This is a genomic window from Rhodanobacter sp. A1T4 (genome assembly GCF_014207185.1).
Lineage (GTDB): Bacteria > Pseudomonadota > Gammaproteobacteria > Xanthomonadales > Rhodanobacteraceae > Rhodanobacter.
Genome location: NZ_JACHCP010000003.1, coordinates 217072 through 238368, shown reverse-complemented (window position 1 = coordinate 238368; position 21297 = coordinate 217072). Strand labels below are relative to the sequence as shown.

Sequence of the window (21297 nt, the reverse complement as noted above, 5' to 3'; positions counted from 1 at the left end):
GATGCGCTGGTTGATGACCACGCTTGCACTGCTGTTGTTCGCGGCATTGCCGGTGGCCGCACGCGCCGATCGTTTCGACGCGCTAACGCGGCCGATACCTGCCGGCGGCAGGATGCCGGCGTTGACCGTGCTCAATTACCACGACGTGCACGACGATATCCGCGATGCCGGGCCTTCGGACATTGACGCGATCAGCACCGACCATCTGATCGCGCACTTCGACTGGCTGCGCGCCAACGGCTTCAATGTGGTCAGCTTGGAGGACGTGGTGCAGGCGATGCACGGTCGTCGCCGCTTGCCGGACAAAGCAGTGCTGCTGACCTTCGACGATGGCATGCTCAGCTTCTACACGCGCGTTTATCCGCTGTTGCGTGCCTACCGTTACCCAGCGCTGTTTGCGGTAGAAAATTCATGGATGGATCAGCGGGACGGCGAGAGTTTCGACTACAACGGTGAGCAGTGCGGGCGCGAGTGTTTTGTCAGCTGGGCGCAGGTGCGCGAGATGCAGGCATCCGGCCTGGTCGAGATCGCCTCGCATACCTACGATCTGCACCGTGGCATCATCGCCAACCCACAGGGCAACAAATTGCCGGCTGCCGCTTACCTGGCTTATGACGGCAAGCATGGCGGCTACGAAAATGAGCAGACATATCGCGCGCGCGTCCGCGCGGATTTCATGCGCAGCGCCGATGAAATCCAGCACGAGACCGGCCGGCGACCGCGCGCCATCGTGTGGCCCTATGGCGCCTACAGCAAGGTCGCCGAGCAGGAGGCAAAAGCCGCCGGGATGGATGTCTCACTGAGCCTGGACGAGAAATTCCCGGTGCTGGCACCGGGTCAGACAATTCCGCGCCTGTTGATCGCCGACAACATCAGTGTCAACGGGTTGGCCTTGATGCTCTATCAGGAGCAGACCGAAGTGGCGCCCGAGCGCGTCGTGCAGGTGGACCTGGACTACGTCTACGATCGCGATCCCGCACAGCAGGAGAAGAATCTCTCGGCGTTGCTCGACCGTATCCAGCGTCTGAAGCCGACCCAGGTCTGGCTGCAGGCCTATGCCGATCCGGACGGCGATGGCGTGGCCAAGGCAGTATATTTCCCCAACCGGCATCTGCCGATGCGCGCTGACCTGTTCGCACGCGTGTCGTGGCAGCTGTCGATCCGTACCGAAGTGCCGGTGTATGCCTGGATGCCGGTGCTCGCATTCCGCTTTCCGAATGCGTCGGGGCTGCCGGCACTCGGCAAGGGTGGCGCGAATGACAAAGACCACTTCCGATTGGCGCCCTGGGACCCGCGAGTACGTCAGATGATCGGCGATGTCTACGAAGACCTTGCCATGCACGCACCGATGGATGGTTTGCTGTTCTCCGACGATGCCTACCTGCGCGACACCGACAACCTCGGGCCATGGGCTGCGCTGGCACCGGTGCAACGCACACAGGCGCTGATTGATTTCACCAGGGAACTGGCAGCACGCGTGAGGCCTTGGCGTCCGCAGATCAAGACGGCACGCAATCTTTATGCGCGGCCAGTACTCGATTCGGCCGTCGAAGCATGGTTCGCACAGAGTCTGCCGGCGTTCAACGCCGCTTACGATTTCACCGCGCTGATGGCGATGCCGCAGCTGGATCAGCAGACGGCGAGCGACGGCTGGTTTCTTCGGTTGGTGAAGGCTGTCGCCGCACAGCCGAATGGTTTGAATCGCACGTTATTCGAGCTGGCTGCATTTGACTGGCACAGCAAGCAACCGATACCGGCGGCCGTCCTGGCTCATCAAATGGCCTTGCTGCAGGCACATGGCGTGCGGCATCTGGGCTACTACCCGGACGATTTCATCACCGACACGCCCCTGCTCGAAACAATCCGACCGGCCATCTCGGCGGCCACCTATCCGTATCCGAAGAAATGAAGCGATGCGCATGGATACTGTAGTCAACTGGCTGTTCAACTACGCCTTCTTTTATCCACTAACCATGTCGCTGATCTGGATCAGTGGCAGCCTGATGTATTACCTGCGTTGGGAGCGCGGTCAGCCAGCGCGCGTCGACCCTCCAGCGCTGGCGGAGTATCCATTCGTCTCGCTGCTCGTGCCCTGCCACAACGAAAGTGCCCAGGTCCGTGAAACGATCCACTACCTCAGCGCTCAGCGTTATCCGGATTTCGAAATCATCGCGGTCAACGACGGTTCGACCGACGACACCGCCGAACAACTTGACGCCTTGCTGGTCGAGGTACCGCGCCTACGGGTCATTCACCTGGCCAGCAACCAGGGCAAGGCGATGGGCCTGCGCATGGCGGCGATGGCAGCGCGCAGCGAGTTTCTGGTGTGCATCGACGGCGACGCCTTGCTGGACAACTACGCAACGCACTGGCTGATGAGCCATATGGTGGGCGGCGCGCGGGTCGGCGCGGTAACCGGCAACCCGCGCATCCGCAATCGCTCGACCCTGCTTGGAAAACTCCAGGTGGGTGAATTCTCCTCGATCATCGGCATGATCAAACGCGCGCAACGGGTTTATGGGCGCATCTTCACCGTATCGGGAGTCATCGCCTGCTTTCGCAAAAGCGCACTTCACGATGTCGGCTACTGGAGCACCGACATGGTCACCGAGGACATCGACATCAGCTGGCGCCTGCAGATGCGTCAATGGGATATCCGCTACGAACCCAACGCGTTGTGCTGGATCTTGATGCCCGAAACGCTGCGCGGCCTGTGGAAGCAGCGTCTGCGCTGGGCACAAGGCGGCGTGGAAGTGATCCTGCGCCATGTGCCGGAGCTATTCAAATGGCGCCAGCGCCGCAAGTGGCTGGTGGCACTGGAGTACATTCTCAGCATGGTCTGGGCTTACGTGACACTGGGGATTTTCATACTCTGGGCCGTAGGTAAATTTGTGCCGATGCCTGCAGCCTTGTATGTGCCAAGCATATTGCCGCAATGGTATGGCGTCGTGCTGGGCACCGTCTGCCTGATCCAGTTCCTGATCAGTATCATGATCGACCGCCGCTACGAGGCCCGCATTGGTCGTAATTATTACTGGCTGATCTGGTATCCACTGGTCTATTGGCTGCTGAGTACGTTGACCACCGTCGTGGCGCTGCCCAAGGCCTTGCTCAAACGCAGGGGTACTCGCGCCGTGTGGACCAGCCCGGATCGGGGCCTGCGATGAAAGCCGAGACCATCCTCATCCAAGATGCGCGCCTGCAACGTCCCATCCAGCGCGTGCTTCTGGCTTGGATCACGTTCCTCGCTTGGATCGCATGGTCATTCTTGTGGCTGCCCCTGATCACCTTGATCGCTTGGCTGATCGGAATGCATACCAGCTACGTGAATCTGTTCCTGCACGAACACAACAACGGTTCACAGAACATACTGATGCTGCTTGCCGGCATGACGCTGTGCATGCTGATCGTGCTGTTGTGGTCCAACTACAACTACTATCGCTTCAGGCATGTGCCACGCCGCCGTCACTCGCGTACTTATGACCTGGATGAAATGGCGGCGAAGCTCGCCGTCGAAAAAGAGACCGCCATGCTGCTGCGCACATCAACCTGTGTGGTGGTGTATTTTCGCGACGACGGAGCAGCATATTCCCGGTCTGAAACATGATCTGCGACCGCGTCTTTAAGAAGGATATCCTGGTCCGTATCACCGCCTCAGGCATCCTATTGCTCCAATTATCACGAGCCAAACCGGTGATCACCTTGAAGGTGATTGCATACAACCTGAGGCACCTGGCACGAGTGCAACAGCGGGGCATCGCGCCTGCATGATCACCCAACGGCGATCTGGAAGTGTCCGCAAGGACTACCACCTGACAAGTTGGCCCATGTCGACTCTCACCTAGGGGAGCATTCGACGAAACGAAAATTAAAGTACGCCAAGAGCTGTGTCTTGCGAACAAATTTTCAGGACACAGGCACGCAGCCAACCGTGCGAGGGGTCCTTGTCGCTGCGCGGATGCCACATCATTGACACAGTTACCGGTTCCGTCGAAATAGGCAGGTCAAAACTATGCATGCCCTTGCGTGAGTGGGCCGTTTGGCGCTCGGGTACGTTGGCGACTAACCGGGTTCGCCTCGCAATGGCCAGCGCAGCAGGAAAACTTGGTGCCACTACACCTACCTTGCGCGCTAGGTGTTGTTTGGCAAGCGCCTCATCTATGGGTCCACTCGCAAGCGCACGGCGCGACACGCTGACATGGCTATATTGTGTATAGCGCTTGGCTGTAATGCGACCGACACTAGCTAATGGGTGATCAGTTGCTACAACTCCAATGAAGCGGTCACGAAGCAGCGCCTGCAAACGAATTTCAGGACCGGATTCACCAAGCACGCCGATATCCAGATCTATAAGACCTTCACGCAGCGCCTTTGCATCCTTTTCCGACTTGATCACAAAGCTGAGCCGCACACCTGGCGCATCTTGCGTTAAACGCGCAAAGAGTGCCCCTCCAAACTCAACGACAAATCCTTCGTTCGCCCGGATGGTGAAGTTTCGTTCGAGTGAAGCGAAGTTGACGGGATGGCTTTTAAGCAATGCCTCGGCGCCGTCAAGCAATGTGCGTACCTGCTGTTGCAACTCCAGAGCGCGCAACGTAGGCACAAGCGAACGTCCGGCACGCACCATGATCGGATCACCGAACTGTTCACGAATGCGGCTAAGCGTACGGCTCATGGCCGAATCGCTCAGATGCATGCGCCGAGCAGCGCTGCCGACACTACCTTCTGTCAGAAGGATATCCAGCGCCTTGAGCAAATTCAGGTCTAACGATGACATGGCGTTGAACGCAGTAGTTAAATTCGATAATTGCAATATACGCCAAGTACTTGTTTCTGTATATTCGAAACAGGCACTTACAGCGAAGGGTTTATCGTGAAATTGAGCGAATCAGCTTTTGGGGAATTCATGGCCAAGCAATGGAAGGCACACACCAAGCAGCCGCAAGTCGTGCAAGGTGAACTACAGAAACTACAAGTGACTGGGTTGAGTGAGCCACAGCTCATTGAGGTCGGCGCATTGGCGTGTCATGTGCACAGCGAGCATCTGGGTGAATGGATGGATGGCATTGCCTACATCGAGGCACTGGTAGCAAGCCAACCCAGCATGTCAGACGCGACGCGCCTTCGTTTATGCCGACAACGTGCGATCTTGCTCAAAGCGAGCAACAATATTTGCGAACTTGAAAGCTTTGATGCCGCCGACCGCTTCTATATCTTCACCCTGGCTACACCTGCCGCCATCCTGACGGGCGACCCTGCGCATGGCGCAACTATCTATTCCGAAGCCTTGGCCTTGCTACCGCTACTAGCCGACATGCCACGACATGAAAGACTGCTGGGTGTAATGACGGCAAACCTGATTTGTGACTTGGTCGAGCGCTCGGAATTGCTCACATCGCAGCAATCCATCCTCCTGATTATTGCTGAGAAAAGCTACGCCATTTGGCAACGAATTGGCGATGCAACTGATAGAGACAAGGCATCCTTTCGTCTGGCACAGAGCTATATGGCAGTACGAAAGCCGGCGGGATATGGTTCTGGCAGGTATTTGCGATCTTTGAACATTGAATCGTAATTGACTGAGTGCAAGTGAATGTCAGATTTGACGCTAACAGGCTGTTGAGGACGCCGGTTGTAAAGAAACAGTCAAAAGTGTCGACGCTGATAGGCAACGAGGATAAGTGGCGAAAACGAAAATAAGCACCACCGAACTGGGACTGTCGCTCTATCCACATTTGGGTGAGCAGGCGACGAAGAGCGAATCCACTCGGGTTACAGAGGCCGCACGGAAAAGCGGAAGCTCAAACACAAGTGGGCTATCAAAATTCCAACCTTTCGAAGGTCGCTTCGGGAGCCGTGACCACACATCCTGTCGCCGTCATAGCCCAAGCGTGTTCTCGCAACACCAAGGAACAGATGACGCGCCTTCTGCACCAGTGGGCGAATGCAACTCGCACAGGATCGTCAGCACCTGCGTAGATAGCGACACGAAATGTGCAGCAGGCTTTTGGGGGCCTTCTCGGCTTTGCGAAGCTTCCAGAACATCGGCAACACGTAGACGTATCATCCTTTGATACGCAACCAGGGCTAAATTTGATCGGGTCTAACAGCCCACCAACGACGCAGCCCAAGGGTCATGTTCACTGTGGGTAGATTCATGGGTAGAGAAATTTCATCCACAAAAAAGCCCCGTATTTCAGAGGCTTAGTTGCATATCTGGCGGAGAGAGTGGGATTCGAACCCACGGTAGGCTCACACCTACGGCAGTTTTCAAGACTGCTGCCTTAAACCACTCGGCCATCTCTCCATAAATTGTCCGCTGCAAGTCCCGCGTTGCGCGACACTACGGCAGTTTTATTCCGGGCATCCTGCCCTCCACCCCTCCGGGGCCATCGACTTCGTCGATGTTCGCTACGGCTTCCTGCCTCCGCGTCAAGCCCTTGCTGCCTTAAACCACTCGGCCATCTCTCCAAAACTTGGTCCATGCAAGATTGCGCTTTTGCTCAATGCGGCAGTTTATCAGGAACCTGGCGCTGGACGAACTGATGAATCTTTCTTGGATAGTGCAATCAAGCAACCGACGACGATGGCGATGGGGATGGCGGCGGCCAGCAGCGGAAATAACAACACCGGTTCACGGCAAACCATCGGCACAATCTGGGTAGCGCTGGCCAGGGCGATGACCCAGAGGCGCCAACTGCGGCGGTGGCGGGCGAACCAGAAGCTGGCGAGTACCAGCACCAGCGCGGCGATGGAGAGAACTAGATCGAGTATGGGCAGCTCCCACACGGTGGCGAAAGCCAGTCGTGTGCCGATGAACGAGGCAAGCACGACCAGCATGCAGATGCTCGTGACTTTCTCCACCTTGCTCCAGCGACCCTGCGGCTGAGCCTGGCTGCCCTGCATCGACGCATTCATGCAATGCGATCCAGCCCGGCCATATAGGGGCGCAACACGTCGGGCACGATGATGGAGCCGTCGGCCTGCTGGAAGTTTTCCATCACCGCAATCAGGGTGCGACCGATGGCAAGGCCGGAGCCGTTCAAGGTATGCACGAGTTCGGGTTTGCCGGTGTCGGCGTTGCGCACGCGTGCCTGCAGGCGACGCGCTTGAAAATCCTCGCAGTTGGAGCAGCTGGAGATTTCGCGATAGGTCTGCTGACTGGGCAGCCAGACTTCCAGGTCGTAGGTCTTGGTTGACTGGAAGCCCATGTCGCCGGTGCACAGCAGCAGCTTGCGATATGGCAGACCCAGCTTTTGCAGCACGGTCTCGGCATGACCGACCATTTCTTCGAGCTGGTCGTAGGAGTCGCTGGCGCGGGCCACCTGCACCATCTCGACTTTCTCGAACTGGTGCTGGCGGATCATGCCGCGCGTATCGCGACCGTAGCTGCCGGCCTCGGCGCGAAAGCACAGCGAGTGCGCAGTGAAACGCAGCGGCAATGCATCGGCGTCCTGGATGGTGTCGCGCACCAGATTGGTCAGCGACACTTCGGCGGTGGGAATCAGGTAACGCGTCGTGTCGCCGATCTCGGTGGCGAACAAGTCTTCCTTGAACTTCGGCAGCTGGGTGGTTGCCAGCATGCTGTCGGCGTTGACGATTACCGGCACGTTGCATTCGAGGTAGCCGTGCTCGCCGGTGTGCAGATCGAGCATGAACTGGCCGAGCGCGCGATGCAGCCGGGCGAGCTGACCGCGCAACACGGTGAAGCGCGCGCCGGAAAGCTTGGCACCCGCGTCGCCGTCAAGCCAGCCGTGTTTTTCGCCGAGTTCGACGTGGTCCTTGACCGCGAAATCGAAGGTCGCGGGCGTACCCCAGCGGCTGACTTCGAGGTTATCGCCTTCGTCCTTGCCGATCGGCACGGACGCATGCGGAATATTGGGGATGACCAGCGAGATATCGGCGAGCTGGGCCTGCACCTCGGCCAGCACCTGCTCGTTCGCTTTGAGGTCGTCGCCGATGCCAGCGACCTCGGCCATCAGCGGCGCGACGTCCTCGCCCTTGCCCTTCGCCTGACCGATCGCCTTTGAAAGCTTGTTCCGCAGGTTTTGCAGGTCCTGCGTCTCAGTGGACAGTTGCTTGCGGGTGTTCTCCAGCGCCTCGACTTCGGACACGTCGAGCATGAAGCCGCGGGTTTCCTTCAGGCGCGCGGCGGTTTCGGCCAGGCGCGAACGCAGCAGTGCGGGATCCAGCATGATCGAGTCCAAATAAAGGCTTGAACCGCCAATTATCGCTGCCCGGCCCTACCGGCCGCAATGAAAGCGCTCGGCACGAGATAAACCGCGATGTGCCAGCACGGCCGGATCAGGATGCCAGCTTGCGCTCTTGCCGACCGATCCACCACGCCATGACCGCACCAGCGAGCAGCCAGCCGACCAGTTGTTCGACCAGCGAGGCCCAGGTGAAATCGAGCGGAAAGCGGTACCAGTTCCAGTACGGAATCTGCAGATTAAGCCAGGCGAACGTCACGGCAGCAGCGGCCAGCGCAAGGCGGCGGCGAAAACTCAAACCGGCGATGCCCATGACAAAGGCGAGCGCCAGCCCCGCCAGCGTATCCGACGCCCACTGGCGCGGAAGCTGTTTTCCCATTTGGGTCAGATCGTCACCTTGCGGGAGATAGACCAGCCACGCATAGGGCGAGGATTTACTTTTTTCCGAATACGCTTTAACCGCTGTGGCATCGCTCATCTTTTGCGGATCGAGTGACGGCAGGATGTAGACGCCGGGTTGATCACCAAGCCCCTCGCGCAAACTGCTCAGCACCACGTTCTCGCTGGCGGGCTGCCTGATGCCTACGTTGCCGAGGCCCAAAGCCATATGCGCTACCGCGCCCCAGACAAACATCACGATGCCGCCGATCAGACCTGCATACAAGATACGCATGACATGAGCTCCCCAGCTATCTGCGTTGCCGACAATCTAGGACCGCGTGTGGCCCGGCTGCAAGAGCACCCGCACAATCGTTTCCCGTTCACCGACGGGCGCGCCAGTGCATCGACTCGTGCTCAGGGATTTTTGCGTGCCACTTTGCGCGCGGCACGCAACGCCAGCAGTTTTTCGCGCAACTGCAGCTCGAGCCCGCGTTCGACCGGCTCGTAGAACACCGTGCCGGCCAGCTCGTCGGGCAGGCATTGCTGATCGAGCGCGATGCCGCCTTCGGCGTCGTGGTCGTACTGATAGCCCTTGCCGTAACCGAGGCCTTTCATCAGCTTGGTTGGCGCATTGCGCAGATGCATGGGTACTTCGAGTGTGCCCTGCTCCCGAATCGCCGCGCGCGCCTTGTTGTAGGCCATGTAAGCGGCGTTGCTCTTCGGCGCGATGGCCAGCCAGATCGCCAGCTGCGCCAGGCCCAGCTCACCCTCGGGGCTGCCGAGGCGTTCGTAGGTATCCCAGGCGTCCAGCGCCATGCGCCAGGCGCGTGGCTCGGCCAGGCCGACGTCTTCCACTGCCATGCGCGTCATGCGGCGGGCCAGATACAGCGGATCGACGCCGCCATCGAGCATGCGGCACAGCCAGTACACGGCGGCGTCGGGGTCGGACGAGCGCACGGATTTGTGCAGCGCCGAAATCTGGTCGTAGAACTGCTCGCCCTGCTTGTCGAAGCGGCGCGTGCGGTCGGCCAGTACCTGGCTCAGCGTGGCGTCATCGATGCGGCCCTCTTCTGCCAGCTCGGCGGCGATTTCCAGCAGGGTCAATGCGCGGCGTACGTCGCCGTCAGCAGCCTGGGCGATCGAATCCAGCGAGGTATCCGCCACTTGCAGATGCTGATCGCCAAGGCCGCGTTCGGTATCGACCAGGGCACGTTTGAGAGCGGCTACGATGTCGTCTTTCGAGATCGGCTCCAGCACGTGTACGCGGCAGCGCGACAGCAGCGCGGAGTTCAGTTCGAATGACGGGTTCTCGGTGGTGGCACCGATAAAGATGATCACGCCCTTTTCGATATGCGGCAGGAACGCGTCCTGCTGGGTCTTGTTGAAGCGGTGCACCTCGTCGACGAACAGCACGGTCTGCCGACCCTGCGCGAAATTCACCTCGGCCTCGGCCAGCGCTTTGCGCACGTCGGGCAAGCCGGAAAGCACCGCGGAAATCGCGCGGAAATCGGCATCGGCATAGCGCGCCACCAGCAACGCCAGCGTGGTCTTGCCGCAACCGGGCGGCCCCCACAACACCATCGAATGCACCCTGCCCGCTTCCAGCGCGCGGCGCAGCGCCTTGTCGGGCGCGACCAGGCGCTGTTGGCCGACGATCTCGTCGAGACTGCGCGGACGCATCCGCTCGGCCAGCGGCTTGAGCGCATCGGATTCGGGGAACAGGCCCGGGGACGAAGAGGAAAGAGGCATGGCAACAGCGACCGTGGCGATCAGGGCAAAAGTCGATCAGGTCTGGTCATTATCGCGCCGGGATTGTTTAAGCAGGCTCAACGCCATCCAGACAACGAGCAGTGCGCCACCGACAAGCACCAGCCAAAGCAGCGGCTTGCTCCAGTCGTATGGCTGCTTGGGCGGCAACAGCATGGCGTCCCCGCCGGCATCACTGCGGGCACCAAGCACAGCCAACGGCGGTTGCCAGTTGGCCGTGGCATCGGTCGGGCGCATCTTCACCAGTGCGGCATCGACCGGATAGTCACTGCGGCGCGCGGCGTAACTGCCAGCGAGCAGGCTGTAAGGGCCCGCTCCTTCGGCGAGAAAAACAAATGTATCCGCGTGCCAACCCACGGCTAACGTCGGTGCCTGCGGCAGCGGCGTATCCGTGTGCAAACGCAAGTGCTGCACTCGCAACGAATCGAATGTGCTGGCCGATGAATCCGGTTTGGCGTTGCCCACCTGCACTACCGTAACCGTCGTCAGCGACACGGCATTGACGTCCCCGTCATCGTTTGCCGACAACGTAAAGCGCGCGGCGGTGTTGGCATCGATCAGCGTGACGCGCGCCGCGTCGACCGGCAGCGGTGCCGGCAAAGTGTAGTCATAGCTGATGCCGCCACCGGTTGTCGCGATGGCCGCTGACGGCGACAACGTGAGCCACTGCCGCGAGGCGGCCTGGTCGGCCAGTGGGTCGGTAAAACTGCCGCTCAAGCTCACTGCCGGTGTCTGCTGGCTGTCCCACGGCGCATCGCCGTCGATCAACCGCAGCCTGTAATAACGGGCGGGATCACCACCGACGCTGATCTTGCGCTGCTCGACGGCATCCTCACCGCGCTTGACGCTGACAATGTCGTTGCCCTCACTGCGCGTTTGCCATTGCTGCAGATCGTTGCTGGCGTCCACAGCCAGTCGAACACGCAAATCCTGCATGAGTGCGGATGGATCGATTTCGATGCTGTCCAGGCTCACCGCGCGACGCGCATCGAGCAGCCATTGCGTCGGCTTGGCCGTGCTTCCGGCGGGCGACTGTCCGATCACGATGTCGCCGTTTGCGCTGCGCTGCACGCGCACGTTGCCCGCCATGTTCGTATTGTCGCCGGGCAACGGCAGCAATCGGGTGTTCAAGCTGTAAGGATGCGATAGCGGCGGCGCTGGCGGCAACGGCGCGAACGGCACCTCACCTCCTTGCGCGTTGACCACGACCAGATCGCGTAGCTCCGCATCGCGTTTTGAAACGGCATACACCGCGGGCGTCAGTTCGACCCGCCATGCCTCGATTGTGCCATGGGTATTCAGTGCAAAACGGTAGGCGTAATCGGCGCTAGCCAGTGCCATCGCGTAGCTCGATAGCATCAACAGCACGGCAGCGAGCAAAACGCGCCGTCGGTTTCGAATATCACGACGCATCAGCAGTCTCCAATGGTGTGGGATCGGCGCGCTTCGGCGGCGCAGGCGCGAGATAACCGATCACCGTACACAGCAACCCATACGCAATGAACGAGCCGATGCCGAAAAGATTGCCCAGATGGCTGCGATCGATCAGCAGCAACTTGGCCAGCACGACCGCCATGGTCACGGCACCAGCCAGCCACACGACCCGCTGGCCGCGACGCGAACCCCATACCCAGGCCAGCAGGCCGAGTGCGCTCCACACCACCGTGAGCGACATCTGCGCGAGGCTCGAATCGCCGAGTGCGTCATCCCACGGCACACCCGCCAGCTGATGCACCGCACGCAGCGTGACGCTAGTGGCGAAGGCCATGAAGAGCAGGCCGAGCACGATCGGTCGGCGCTGTCGCAGTACTGGCGGCGTGGCGGCATCGCCCATCCATCGCGCCACGCAAAAAAGAACCATCAACAACAGCAGCTCGATCGGATTGAGTATCGGCAGATAACGCAGCGGTGACACATCGCCATCCATAAACAGCGCACCTGCCCAGATGATGCCGAGCACGATCAGCACCGAATACTGCAGCGGCGCGCGCAACTGTGGCCAGTACTGGGGCAGCGGTCGCGCAATCCACAATGGCCGCGTCAGGCTCAGCCAGAGAACGATGCACATCGGCGCGGCTGTCAGCAGCATCGCCCAGCTATCCGACAGCTGCAGCTTCGACACAAGCAATACTCGCAGGGCAAAAACAACCAGCAGCATCCAGCGCCAGCACCATAGCCACTGGGCCAGCAGCACGGCTCGCGGCCGATCACGCAGGCACCGCAGCGTGCGCCATCCCAGCACCGCACTGACAAGCACCGCCAGCAGGTTCCATGACGACCAGAAGAACTGCAGCGGCAGCATGAGCAGGAACATCAGCGACACGGTAAACGCCAGTGCTCGGCCCAACACGTGCTGCTCGATCCGCCGCGCCAACTCGGCAACGACCCAGCCGGTTAGCGCAAACAGCAAAGTTGAAGCGGCCACCCCGGTATTGATCGTCAGGTAACGATGAATCTCGACGCCACTGGCGCCCAGCCAGCAGCACAGGCCCCATGCGTACAACAGTACAGACGCCAGTTTCTGCGACGTATTGCTGCTGCCAAGGCGCACATAAAAGCCGCTGCTGGCAAACGCTCCGGCAGCCAGCAAAAGCAAGCCGACGAAGCCGCGATCGAGCCACGGGCCGAATCCAATCGAAAAACCATCCGCAACGCTGATAACCAGTGCAATGGCGGCGAACAGCTGCAGCGCGATACCGCTCCAGCGCGACAGCCAGCGCTGCTGACGCAGACCCAGCCAGATCAGCCCCGCGCCTTCCAGCGCAAACACGCTGCTGGTAAGGCTGGCGCTCAAAGCCAGCGGCACCGCCAGCGTGGCGAACGCCACCGCCATTACCGCCCACGCATCGCGCAGTAAACCCAGCCCGACGCGATCGCGGATGCGCCAGGCCACGGCCAGATAGATCACCGCTGCTGCTAGCGCCGAGATGGCCAGCGGCTGACCGTGCCAACGCAACAACGCTGCCTGCAGCAACAGGCTGATCAGTGGATTGCCGAACAACAGGCAGCCATCAATGACTCTGCCACGATCCGCTGGTGCGCGCAGCAGATAAAGCAGAGGAATAACCAGATAGAAAAAGAAATTGAGGATCAGAAAGGGTTCGGTACCCGCGAACAGCGCCGGCTGATATTTCAATACGCCCCACGCCGTACCGATGCCGAACGTTGCCACGAAGCCCAGCAGATTGAGCACCCGCCACGAGCGTTTCCACGCGATGCCGAGAATCGCCAGATTCAGCAGCGCGTAGTAGGAGAACAGCGCGACCTGACTGCCGCTACCGGTCGACACCAGAATCGGTGCGGCGAAACCGGCGATCAGACCCAACACGGCAAGCGCCAACGCATCCTGCAGAATCGCCAACATGCCTACGCCCGCCACCAGCACGATCAACAAACCGAACGCTGCCATTGGCGGCAGCAGACCATACAAGCGAAATGCAGCAAACACGGTGATCAGCAGCACGCCGATCGCGCCGCCCTGCAGCGATAGCGCAAATACCCGCCGCATGTCGCGCTGACGCCAACCAAAGGCCAGCGCGGCGATCGCCGCCAGCGCTACCAAAGCCACGCGCAATCCGATCGGCAAATTCAGCAAACCGGTATCGGACGCATATTTCAACAGCGCGGCCACGCCGGCAAACAGCACCAGCATACCGATCTTCACCGGCACGTTGCCTTCGGTAAACCAGCCTTTGAAGCGTGCCATCGCCAGCTCGACGAAGCCGGGCTTGGGCGGCTCGAACGGCGGTGCGGCCGTGGAAATTCTCGCTAGTGGCGATGCCCGTTCGGACACAGCGCGCACTGGCGACGGCGTAGAACGAACGGCCTCATCAACGGGAGCGACAGCAACGGTTGGCGGCGCCGCGGGAATGGGCGGCGCATTCGATGGCGCGATCACCGGCCTTGGGGCGACGACCGGGGCCGAGACGCGATGCGCGATCAACTCGTCGAGCTGCTCACGAGTTTTCTTCAGATCACGACTGACGCTGGACAACCGCGCCCACATCAGACCCAGCATTGCACCGAGCGCCAGCCCCAAAAAAATCTGGCCGCCACTAGCGATCAAACCAAACAACGACAGCCCTGCGACTGCCCAGACGATATACATGACCTCTCCCTGGATAACGCACCGTCCCATCGCACCCGAGCTTTAGGTTATGCGTGCAAACCGATGCGCAGCGAGTCTGTCATGGAAGCCGATGGCTGCAAAGCTGCCGCTCGTTATCGCCAACAGGATCGCTAAAGCGAACGGCCAGACCGACTTGCATACACGTGGTAGCAGAGCCCGGTGATACCTGTCAGGGCAGCAGGGATCAGCAAGGTATCTTCCTGCAGCCAGCGATACGCCAAGCCGCCCATGACGCTGCCGACAAGAAAGCTGCCGATCAGCATCACGCACAGCCGTACGCGCAACATGTCGGCCTCCAGCCCACGCAACAGTTGGCCCAGCGCAATACCCAGATCGGTGAACGATCCCGACAGATGCGTGGTGCGCAGCACCGTGCCCGAGTACGTACTGACCATCGCATTTTGCAGGCCGCAGGCTACGGAGGCGGCATAAAGACCCAGATCCATCTGCGCATGCAGCAGCGGCACCGCCAGCAACAGCAGCCCTGCCTCCACCAGCAGTGCCACGCCGTAACGACGACCGAGTTGCAGCGTGTGATGCTGCACGATAAAACCACTGAGCATGGCACCAAGCAGAAAAGCCAGCAGTACCAGCAGCCAGTGCAGGCCTTCGCCAAGATCACCACCCGCGGCAGCGATACCCAGCAACGTGGTGGTTCCGGTCAGATGGGAAATCGCCTCGTGGCGAAAGCCGAGATAACCAACCGTATTTATCGTCCCCGCAATACACGCCAACAAACCACCACCGAGCCAGGCCCAGCGCGGCAGCTGCCGAATCATGCGGGTGGTCGATACATGACGACAGGGTCTGTGTTTCGGATCAATCTTTCAGCGGCTGCGTGCTGATCACCGGGGCATCACCAATCACATCGGTACCTTGCGGCGGCACGAAATTGAACGTTGACGGCGGCACCGGCGCGTTGCGCTGCCAGCCGGAAAAGCGGATGTCGGTGGTCGAGCCCAACTGATCGCGAAAGGTCATGCGTGCGAGGCCGTTGGCATCGAAGCCGAGGTCGGCATAGTCGAACTGCGGATCCTTGCTGGTAGAGGTGAGTCGAAGCCACACCAGGCCATCATGCTCGCCCTGCTCGCTTACCTTGAAGTTCTTGTCGATCTGCTTGACGTCGGTGAGCACGGTCAACGGGCTGTGTGCCTCTTCGCTGCTCTGCACGCGTACCGTGACCTGCTCGAGCTCGGGGTCATAGATCCACACGCGGCTGCCGTCGGCGACGATGGTCTGCTTGTACGGCGTCAGCGTGTCCCAGCGGAACTGGCGCGGTGCCTCCAGCGCCAGCGTGCCGGCACTGGTCTTGCTGGACTTGCCGTTGATGTCCGTCAGCGACTGATTGAACTGACCGGTCAACGAATGCAGGTTCTGCGCAAACGCATCGAGCCGCGCACGCGCCGCGCCGGCCGGCTCAGCCTGGGCGACGAAGACCAGTCCCAAGGCGAGAAAGGTGGTCGATAGAATGAGCATCAGGCGCTTCATGAAGTTTCCTGCAACGATGGATGGGAGTGTCAGCACGAGTTTGCTCAGCGGTGACTTAATGGCGGCTAGTCTAAGGCCCGGACCTCGGTGCCGATACTGGCGACGCCTGTTGACGATCCAATCAGACAGGCGGCGACTTGCCGGGTATCCGTTTGACCACGGCACGTCATTACCATGCAAAACCGACCATTCACAGTAACTTTCCCACTTCTTCGGCAAGCTCGCTCCATGAATTCAAAAAACACGACACACCCCGAAATCTGGCTGATCCGCCATGGCGAAACCGAGTGGAGCCTGTCCGGACAACACACCGGCCGCACCGACATCCCGTTGACCGAGAACGGCCGCCGCCAGGCCGCGGCGCTGAAGCCGGTGCTGGCGCAACAGCCTTTCGACCTGGTGCTATGCAGCCCACTGACCCGCGCACAGGACACCTGCCGATTGGCAGGTCTCGGCGGGCAGATGGAGCTGGAGCCGCGCCTGCTGGAATGGAATTACGGTATCTACGAAGGCCGCAAGACACAGGATATCCGAGAGGAAACACCGAACTGGTCGGTATGGAATTCCCCCATTCCCGAAGGCGAGGATGTCGCCGCGATCCAGCAACGCGCCGAGTCCTTGATCGATCGCCTGCTGACGGTAGACGGTCGCATCGCTCTATTTGCCCATGCGCACATCCTGCGCGTACTGGCGGGCTGCTGGATGGCCGACGATGCACGCCTGGGCGCGCACCTGGTGCTGGGCACGGCGTCGGTCAGCAAGCTCGGCTTCGAACGCGAGGATCGCGCCATTACACAGTGGAATGCGCTGCATGGGTGACAGCGAAAACATTGTCGCCAACGGGCCATACCGATGACACCTATCCGTACCGGCTTGATTGGCTACGGTGCCGCCGGCACCACTTTTCATGCGCCCCTGATCGCAGTCGAGCCGCGCCTGCAGCTGACGCGCATCGCGAGTAGCCGGCGCGACGATATCGCCCGCGCGTTTCCCTATGCGATCATCGACGCGTCGCCTCAGGCGCTGATCGAAAACGCAGACATCGATCTCGTCGTCATCGCCACCCCGAATGAAACACACTTTCCGCTGGCGCTCGCCGCGCTACAGGCGGGCAAACATGTGGTGGTCGACAAACCCTTCGCCGTGACGGTCGATGAGGCGCAGGCTCTGATCGCTGCCGCACAGGAGCGCGAGCTGAAGCTGAGCGTGTTCCATAACCGACGCTGGGATGGCGACTTTCTCACGGTCGCCGATCTGATTCGTCGAGGCATGCTGGGTTCGGTCAATTATTTCGAATCGCATTTCGATCGACATCGCCCGGCCATCAAGGAAGGCTGGCGAGAGCATGCCAAACCGGGCTCGGGCGTCTTTTTCGACCTGGGCGCCCACACAATCGATCAGGCCCTGCAGCTGTTCGGTCTGCCCGAGGCGGTGACCGCCGACATCGCGATCCAGCGCGAACAAGCTGAAGTCGACGACTATTTTCATGTCGTGCTGCGCTATGGCCAACGTCGGGTCGTGCTGCATGCCTCGACGCTGGCTTCGGCACCCGGCCCACGCTTCACCGTGCATGGCTCGCTCGGCAGTCTCGTGGTAACGGGACTTGACAGTCAGGAAGCCGCCCTCAAAGCGGGCAAGACACCGAGCGGAAGCCACTGGGGCAGCAGCACCTACACATCGACAGCCACGCTGACCCGTGCCGATGTGGCGGAAATCATCGACGTCGCCGCGGGTGCCTACCCGAGTTTCTACCGCAGCATGGCTGCGGCAATTGCAGACATGGGCCCGGTGCCAGTCGACCCGCGCGAGGCGCTCGACGTGATTCGCATCATTGAAATTGCCAAGATCAGTGCGAGCGACGGCCGCACGATAACGCTGCTGTAAAGTTGCTGCGTGGTTGAGCAGTGGCCGGCGTGGCGTCAGTCGCGCGGGAAAGGAAACCGTCGATCAGTGCGAAGCGCATCAAGTGCGCTTAAAAACGATGGAACCTGATCCAGTCCCAGATAAATCGTATCGACCGACTGGGTCAGTCCATACCTACCCTCGATCGGCATGTGCTGTCGAAGGTAAATCCGGACATTGGGGTACCCACCGCCCGAAAGAATCAACGATCCTGGCACCCGGCGACTGACCGATTCACGGAAATGCTCAACTCCGACAATCGACTGCAGCGGAATAACCTGCTCACGCACGTTGAGTCCTTGGCGGAGATACAAATTTTGCCCATCCAGCGACACCGGGCAATGCTGGCAAGCCCGATAGTGTGCCCAGAGAAAAAGCAGGCCGTATAGCGTCAGCGCATCCGTGACCCAGGCCAACGGCTGGCTGAAAAGCTGCAGCAGCAAATGCTGCGCCGGCAAGCCAATCACAAGTAGGACGAGATATCCCTGCAGGGTCGCGGCATAACCATCTTTCAGGTGATAGCTGAAATGTTGATCGCCTCGATAACGCCAGGCGCTCTGACGCGGCATCAACGCATAAAGCCACATCCGTGCTTCGAAACCAATGACTCGACCGATGGCAAGCGAGCCGAAGCGCAACCCGATCCAGTGCTGCAGGGCATATTCGGGATTTACTCCTCGCGCAGCCCTACCGGTACAACGAAACATCTGCACAATCAAAAACAGCTCTGCAGCCCCGGCGCACAGGAACATGAGCTTACACAGGCCGAAGAGCTCGCGTGTCAATTCAGAAGAGAGGCCCGGCATTAAATATCTGGCGACCCATAGACCCAGCGCAGCGACGCTGAGGGCACTACGCCAGGCTTTTTTCCGATCATGTCGATGCAACCACCAGCTGAAAGCCGGCGCGGTCAGCAGGAAATCGAACAACACCGGCCAGTGGGGAAAGACGGCCAGACGCGACGAGAACACAGCACCATGTCGCAGCAGCAACCACGCGAGCGCGTAGAACACAGCAGAAAAAGCCAGTGAACCAAGCTTGGCGTGCAGCAAGTCGCGGTGACTCATTGAAATGGAGCGCCGCATCGGATCAGTTCTTTGGCGGTGGTGGTGCCAGCACTTCGCGGTTGCCATTGTGTTGTGGCGCGCTGACCACGCCATCGGCTTCCATCTGTTCGACCAGGCGTGCTGCGCGGTTGTAGCCGATGCGCAGATGGCGTTGCACGCCGGAGATCGATGCGCGGCGCGTCTGCGTGACGATGGCGACGGCCTTGTCGTAAAGCACGGTTTCGGCATCGCCGCCACCTTCCTCGCCTTCCTGCGGCAGGCCGGAGTCATTGATGAACTTGCCGTCGCTGGTGGCCTGCACTTCTTCCAGCACGCCTTCGATGTATTGCGGCGCGCCCTGCGATTTGAGCCATGCAACGACCTGATGCACCTCGTGGTCGTCGACGAACGCGCCGTGCACGCGCTCGGGCGTAGCGGTGCCTGGCGGCAAGTACAACATGTCGCCATGACCGAGCAGTGCTTCGGCGCCGGACTGGTCGAGAATCGTGCGTGAATCGATCTTGCTGGATACCTGAAAGGCGATGCGCGTGGGGATATTCGCCTTGATCAAGCCGGTGATTACGTCAACCGACGGACGCTGCGTGGCCAGGATCAAATGCACGCCGGCAGCGCGCGCCTTCTGCGCCAGGCGCGCGATCAGCTCTTCGACCTTCTTGCCGACAATCATCATCATGTCGGCGAACTCGTCGATGATGATCACGATGTACGGCAGCGGCTCCAACTGCTCGGCCGCCAAGTTGGGCATTTCGGGATTTGGCCGGAACAGTGGGTCGAGCAACGGCTGACCGGCGTTCTCGGCGTCCTTCACCTTCTTGTTGAAACCACCGAGGTTGCGCACGCCCACGGCGGCCATCAGCTTGTAGCGGCGCTCCATTTCGGCGACGCACCAGCGCAAGGCGTTGGCGGCCTCCTTCATGTCGGTGACCACGGGCGCCAGCAGATGCGGAATGCCCTCGTACACCGAGAGTTCCAGCATCTTCGGGTCGATCATGATCATGCGCACATCTTTGGCGCTGGCCTTGTACAGCAGGCTCAACACCATCGCGTTCACCGCCACGGATTTACCCGAGCCGGTGGTACCGGCCACCAGCAGATGCGGCATCTTGGCAAGATCCACCACGATGGGCTTGCCGCCGATGTCCTTGCCCAACGCCAGCGCCAACGGCGACTTCAGCTGGTCGTATTTGTCCGAGCGCAGAATCTCGGACAGGTAGACGATCTGCTTCTTGGTATTGGGAATTTCCAGGCCGATCACGTTCTTGCCCGGGATCACGTCGACCACACGCACGCTGACTACCGACAGGCCGCGAGCGATGTCCTTGTCCAGGCTGGACACCTGCGAACCGCGCACGCCAGCCGCCGGCTCCATCTCGAAACGGGTAATCACCGGGCCTGGATAGGCGCCGACGACCTTGGCTTCGATCTTGAAGTCCTTGAGCTTGAACTCGACCTGGCGAGAGAGGACTTCGAGCGTTTCTTCGGAATAACCCGGCCCCTGCGGTGGCGCTTCGTCCAGCAGCGACAGCGGCGGCAGCTCGCCCGGCGTAGCGGCGCCGGTAAACAGCGGAATCTGCGTTTCCAGCTTGGCGCGCTCACTCTTAACGACCGGTGCTGGCGGCGATTCGATGCGCACCGGCTCGCGATTGGCCTGCTTCACCGCGTCAGCCTTCTTGACCACTTCGCGTTCGGTGCGGGCCTGACGTGCGGCCATCGCCTGCGGCGCTTCACGCAGCTTGCCCTTGAACCAGTTACCCAGGCGCAGCACGGCCTGTCCGGTCCAGTCCATCACCTTGAACCATGACAGTCCGGTCGCCAGAGTCACGGCCACGAGGAATAGCGCCAGCAGCAGCAGCGGTGCGCCCTTGTCACCGAAGGCGCGCAGCAGCCCGTCGCCAACCCACAGGCCGATGATGCCGCCGACACCTTGCGGCAGCACAGGATCATCCTGGAAATTGAGATACAGCAACGCCGGGCCGGTGATGAAGAAAAACACCAGCCCGATCAGACGCAGCGACGGCTCCCAGGCGTGCACCGTGCGCACGCCGCGCTGGCGCAGCACCTGCACGCCAAGCAACAAGAGCAGCAAGGGAAAACAGTAGGCGGCGAGCCCGAAGATCCAGCGCAGCACGTTGGCGATATTCGCGCCGACCGCACCGCCAAAGTTGCGCGCATGGTCGACACTGCCGACATGGCCCCAACTGGGATCCTGATCGTTGTAGCTGAACAGGCACACCAACAGGTACAGGGCCAGCGGCATCAACAGCAGGGCGCCGGCTTCACGCAGCCGGCGCTTCAGCTCCTCGCTCAGGCCTTCCTTCGGTTGCTGTTTTGCGGTTGCAATGCGCGCCACCTT

Annotated in this window: 17 protein-coding genes and 1 tRNA gene; 6 read left to right on the top strand and 12 right to left on the bottom strand. The window is 60.6% G+C overall.

The window, feature by feature from the left end:
• Positions 1 to 13: 13 nt before the first annotated feature.
• From pgaB to pgaD, 3 genes are read left to right on the top strand one after another with little or no spacing between them, the layout of a single operon-like run.
• A complete protein-coding gene (pgaB, locus tag HDE80_RS07365; protein WP_184669370.1) occupies positions 14 to 1909 on the top strand; it encodes a poly-beta-1,6-N-acetyl-D-glucosamine N-deacetylase PgaB in 1896 nt (631 codons plus the stop codon).
• Between the two features lie 10 nt (positions 1910 to 1919).
• A complete protein-coding gene (gene pgaC / locus HDE80_RS07360; protein WP_184669368.1) occupies positions 1920 to 3167 on the top strand; it encodes a poly-beta-1,6-N-acetyl-D-glucosamine synthase in 1248 nt (415 codons plus the stop codon).
• On the top strand, positions 3164 to 3607 hold the full coding sequence (gene pgaD / locus HDE80_RS07355; RefSeq protein ID WP_184669366.1) for a poly-beta-1,6-N-acetyl-D-glucosamine biosynthesis protein PgaD: 444 nt from the start codon (positions 3164 to 3166) through the stop codon (positions 3605 to 3607). The genes pgaC and pgaD overlap by 4 nt, the downstream gene beginning before the upstream one ends.
• A 261-nt stretch (positions 3608 to 3868) precedes the next feature.
• On the opposite strand, the gene HDE80_RS07350 is transcribed toward pgaD, so the two are convergent.
• Positions 3869 to 4777 carry a LysR family transcriptional regulator gene (locus tag HDE80_RS07350; RefSeq protein WP_184669364.1) on the bottom strand — a complete coding sequence of 303 codons (909 nt, stop codon included), beginning with the start codon at positions 4775 to 4777 and terminating at the stop codon, positions 3869 to 3871.
• Positions 4778 to 4873: 96 nt separating this feature from the next.
• Here HDE80_RS07350 and HDE80_RS07345 point away from each other — a divergent pair, with 96 nt between their 5' ends.
• Positions 4874 to 5575: a hypothetical protein gene (locus tag HDE80_RS07345; protein WP_184669362.1), complete on the top strand. Its 702-nt coding sequence runs from the start codon at positions 4874 to 4876 to the stop codon at positions 5573 to 5575.
• Positions 5576 to 6217: 642 nt separating this feature from the next.
• Here the strand turns inward: HDE80_RS07345 and HDE80_RS07340 are convergent.
• The 9 genes from HDE80_RS07340 to lolA form a co-directional block, all read right to left on the bottom strand.
• Positions 6218 to 6307 (bottom strand) — tRNA-Ser (locus HDE80_RS07340).
• 212 nt (positions 6308 to 6519) lie between these two features.
• Positions 6520 to 6918, bottom strand: coding sequence for an LrgA (locus tag HDE80_RS07335; RefSeq protein ID WP_255483624.1), 399 nt, complete (start codon positions 6916 to 6918; stop codon positions 6520 to 6522).
• Positions 6915 to 8195, bottom strand: coding sequence for a serine--tRNA ligase (gene serS / locus HDE80_RS07330; protein ID WP_184602365.1), 1281 nt, complete (start codon positions 8193 to 8195; stop codon positions 6915 to 6917). Before serS ends, HDE80_RS07335 begins: the two co-directional genes overlap by 4 nt.
• A gap of 109 nt (positions 8196 to 8304) precedes the next feature.
• Positions 8305 to 8883, bottom strand: a complete 579-nt coding sequence (locus tag HDE80_RS07325; RefSeq protein WP_184669360.1) for a hypothetical protein — start codon at positions 8881 to 8883, stop codon at positions 8305 to 8307.
• A gap of 122 nt (positions 8884 to 9005) precedes the next feature.
• Complete coding sequence (locus tag HDE80_RS07320; protein ID WP_184669358.1) at positions 9006 to 10340, bottom strand: replication-associated recombination protein A; 1335 nt, start codon at positions 10338 to 10340, stop codon at positions 9006 to 9008.
• A 36-nt stretch (positions 10341 to 10376) separates the two neighbouring features.
• Entirely contained in the window at positions 10377 to 11771 is a 1395-nt protein-coding gene (locus HDE80_RS07315) for a DUF3999 family protein (protein ID WP_184669356.1), read from the bottom strand.
• Entirely contained in the window at positions 11761 to 14466 is a 2706-nt protein-coding gene (locus tag HDE80_RS07310) for a DUF2339 domain-containing protein (RefSeq protein WP_184669354.1), read from the bottom strand. The genes HDE80_RS07315 and HDE80_RS07310 overlap by 11 nt, the downstream gene beginning before the upstream one ends.
• Before the next feature lie 131 nt (positions 14467 to 14597).
• Positions 14598 to 15266, bottom strand: a complete 669-nt coding sequence (locus HDE80_RS07305; RefSeq protein WP_184669352.1) for a YoaK family protein — start codon at positions 15264 to 15266, stop codon at positions 14598 to 14600.
• A gap of 40 nt (positions 15267 to 15306) precedes the next feature.
• Entirely contained in the window at positions 15307 to 15975 is a 669-nt protein-coding gene (gene lolA / locus HDE80_RS07300; protein ID WP_184669350.1) for an outer membrane lipoprotein chaperone LolA, read from the bottom strand.
• Positions 15976 to 16203: 228 nt separating this feature from the next.
• On the opposite strand from lolA, the gene HDE80_RS07295 reads away from it, so the two are divergent.
• Complete coding sequence (locus HDE80_RS07295) at positions 16204 to 16794, top strand: histidine phosphatase family protein (protein WP_184669348.1); 591 nt, start codon at positions 16204 to 16206, stop codon at positions 16792 to 16794.
• Positions 16795 to 16827: 33 nt separating this feature from the next.
• Complete coding sequence (locus HDE80_RS07290) at positions 16828 to 17859, top strand: oxidoreductase (protein WP_184669346.1); 1032 nt, start codon at positions 16828 to 16830, stop codon at positions 17857 to 17859.
• Between the two features lie 35 nt (positions 17860 to 17894).
• On the opposite strand, the gene HDE80_RS07285 is transcribed toward HDE80_RS07290, so the two are convergent.
• Positions 17895 to 18962: a hypothetical protein gene (locus HDE80_RS07285; protein ID WP_184669344.1), complete on the bottom strand. Its 1068-nt coding sequence runs from the start codon at positions 18960 to 18962 to the stop codon at positions 17895 to 17897.
• A gap of 4 nt (positions 18963 to 18966) precedes the next feature.
• Positions 18967 to 21252 (bottom strand): DNA translocase FtsK, encoded by a 2286-nt coding sequence (locus HDE80_RS07280; protein ID WP_221437486.1) that lies wholly within the window; start codon positions 21250 to 21252, stop codon positions 18967 to 18969.
• Between the last annotated feature and the right edge of the window lie 45 nt (positions 21253 to 21297).

Excerpts from the sequence above, each read along its gene's own strand:
- pgaB (WP_184669370.1), top strand. The coding sequence starts at position 14 with ATGACCACGCTTGCACTGCTGTTGTTCGCGGCATTGCCGGTGGCCGCA.
- pgaC (WP_184669368.1), top strand. The coding sequence starts at position 1,920 with ATGGATACTGTAGTCAACTGGCTGTTCAACTACGCCTTCTTTTATCCA.
- pgaD (WP_184669366.1), top strand. The coding sequence starts at position 3,164 with ATGAAAGCCGAGACCATCCTCATCCAAGATGCGCGCCTGCAACGTCCC.
- HDE80_RS07350 (WP_184669364.1), bottom strand. The coding sequence starts at position 4,777 with ATGTCATCGTTAGACCTGAATTTGCTCAAGGCGCTGGATATCCTTCTG.
- HDE80_RS07335 (WP_255483624.1), bottom strand. The coding sequence starts at position 6,918 with ATGAATGCGTCGATGCAGGGCAGCCAGGCTCAGCCGCAGGGTCGCTGG.
- serS (WP_184602365.1), bottom strand. The coding sequence starts at position 8,195 with ATGCTGGATCCCGCACTGCTGCGTTCGCGCCTGGCCGAAACCGCCGCG.
- HDE80_RS07325 (WP_184669360.1), bottom strand. The coding sequence starts at position 8,883 with ATGCGTATCTTGTATGCAGGTCTGATCGGCGGCATCGTGATGTTTGTC.
- HDE80_RS07320 (WP_184669358.1), bottom strand. The coding sequence starts at position 10,340 with ATGCCTCTTTCCTCTTCGTCCCCGGGCCTGTTCCCCGAATCCGATGCG.
- HDE80_RS07315 (WP_184669356.1), bottom strand. The coding sequence starts at position 11,771 with ATGCGTCGTGATATTCGAAACCGACGGCGCGTTTTGCTCGCTGCCGTG.
- HDE80_RS07310 (WP_184669354.1), bottom strand. The coding sequence starts at position 14,466 with ATGTATATCGTCTGGGCAGTCGCAGGGCTGTCGTTGTTTGGTTTGATC.
- HDE80_RS07305 (WP_184669352.1), bottom strand. The coding sequence starts at position 15,266 with ATGATTCGGCAGCTGCCGCGCTGGGCCTGGCTCGGTGGTGGTTTGTTG.
- lolA (WP_184669350.1), bottom strand. The coding sequence starts at position 15,975 with ATGAAGCGCCTGATGCTCATTCTATCGACCACCTTTCTCGCCTTGGGA.
- HDE80_RS07295 (WP_184669348.1), top strand. The coding sequence starts at position 16,204 with ATGAATTCAAAAAACACGACACACCCCGAAATCTGGCTGATCCGCCAT.
- HDE80_RS07290 (WP_184669346.1), top strand. The coding sequence starts at position 16,828 with ATGACACCTATCCGTACCGGCTTGATTGGCTACGGTGCCGCCGGCACC.
- HDE80_RS07285 (WP_184669344.1), bottom strand. The coding sequence starts at position 18,962 with ATGCGGCGCTCCATTTCAATGAGTCACCGCGACTTGCTGCACGCCAAG.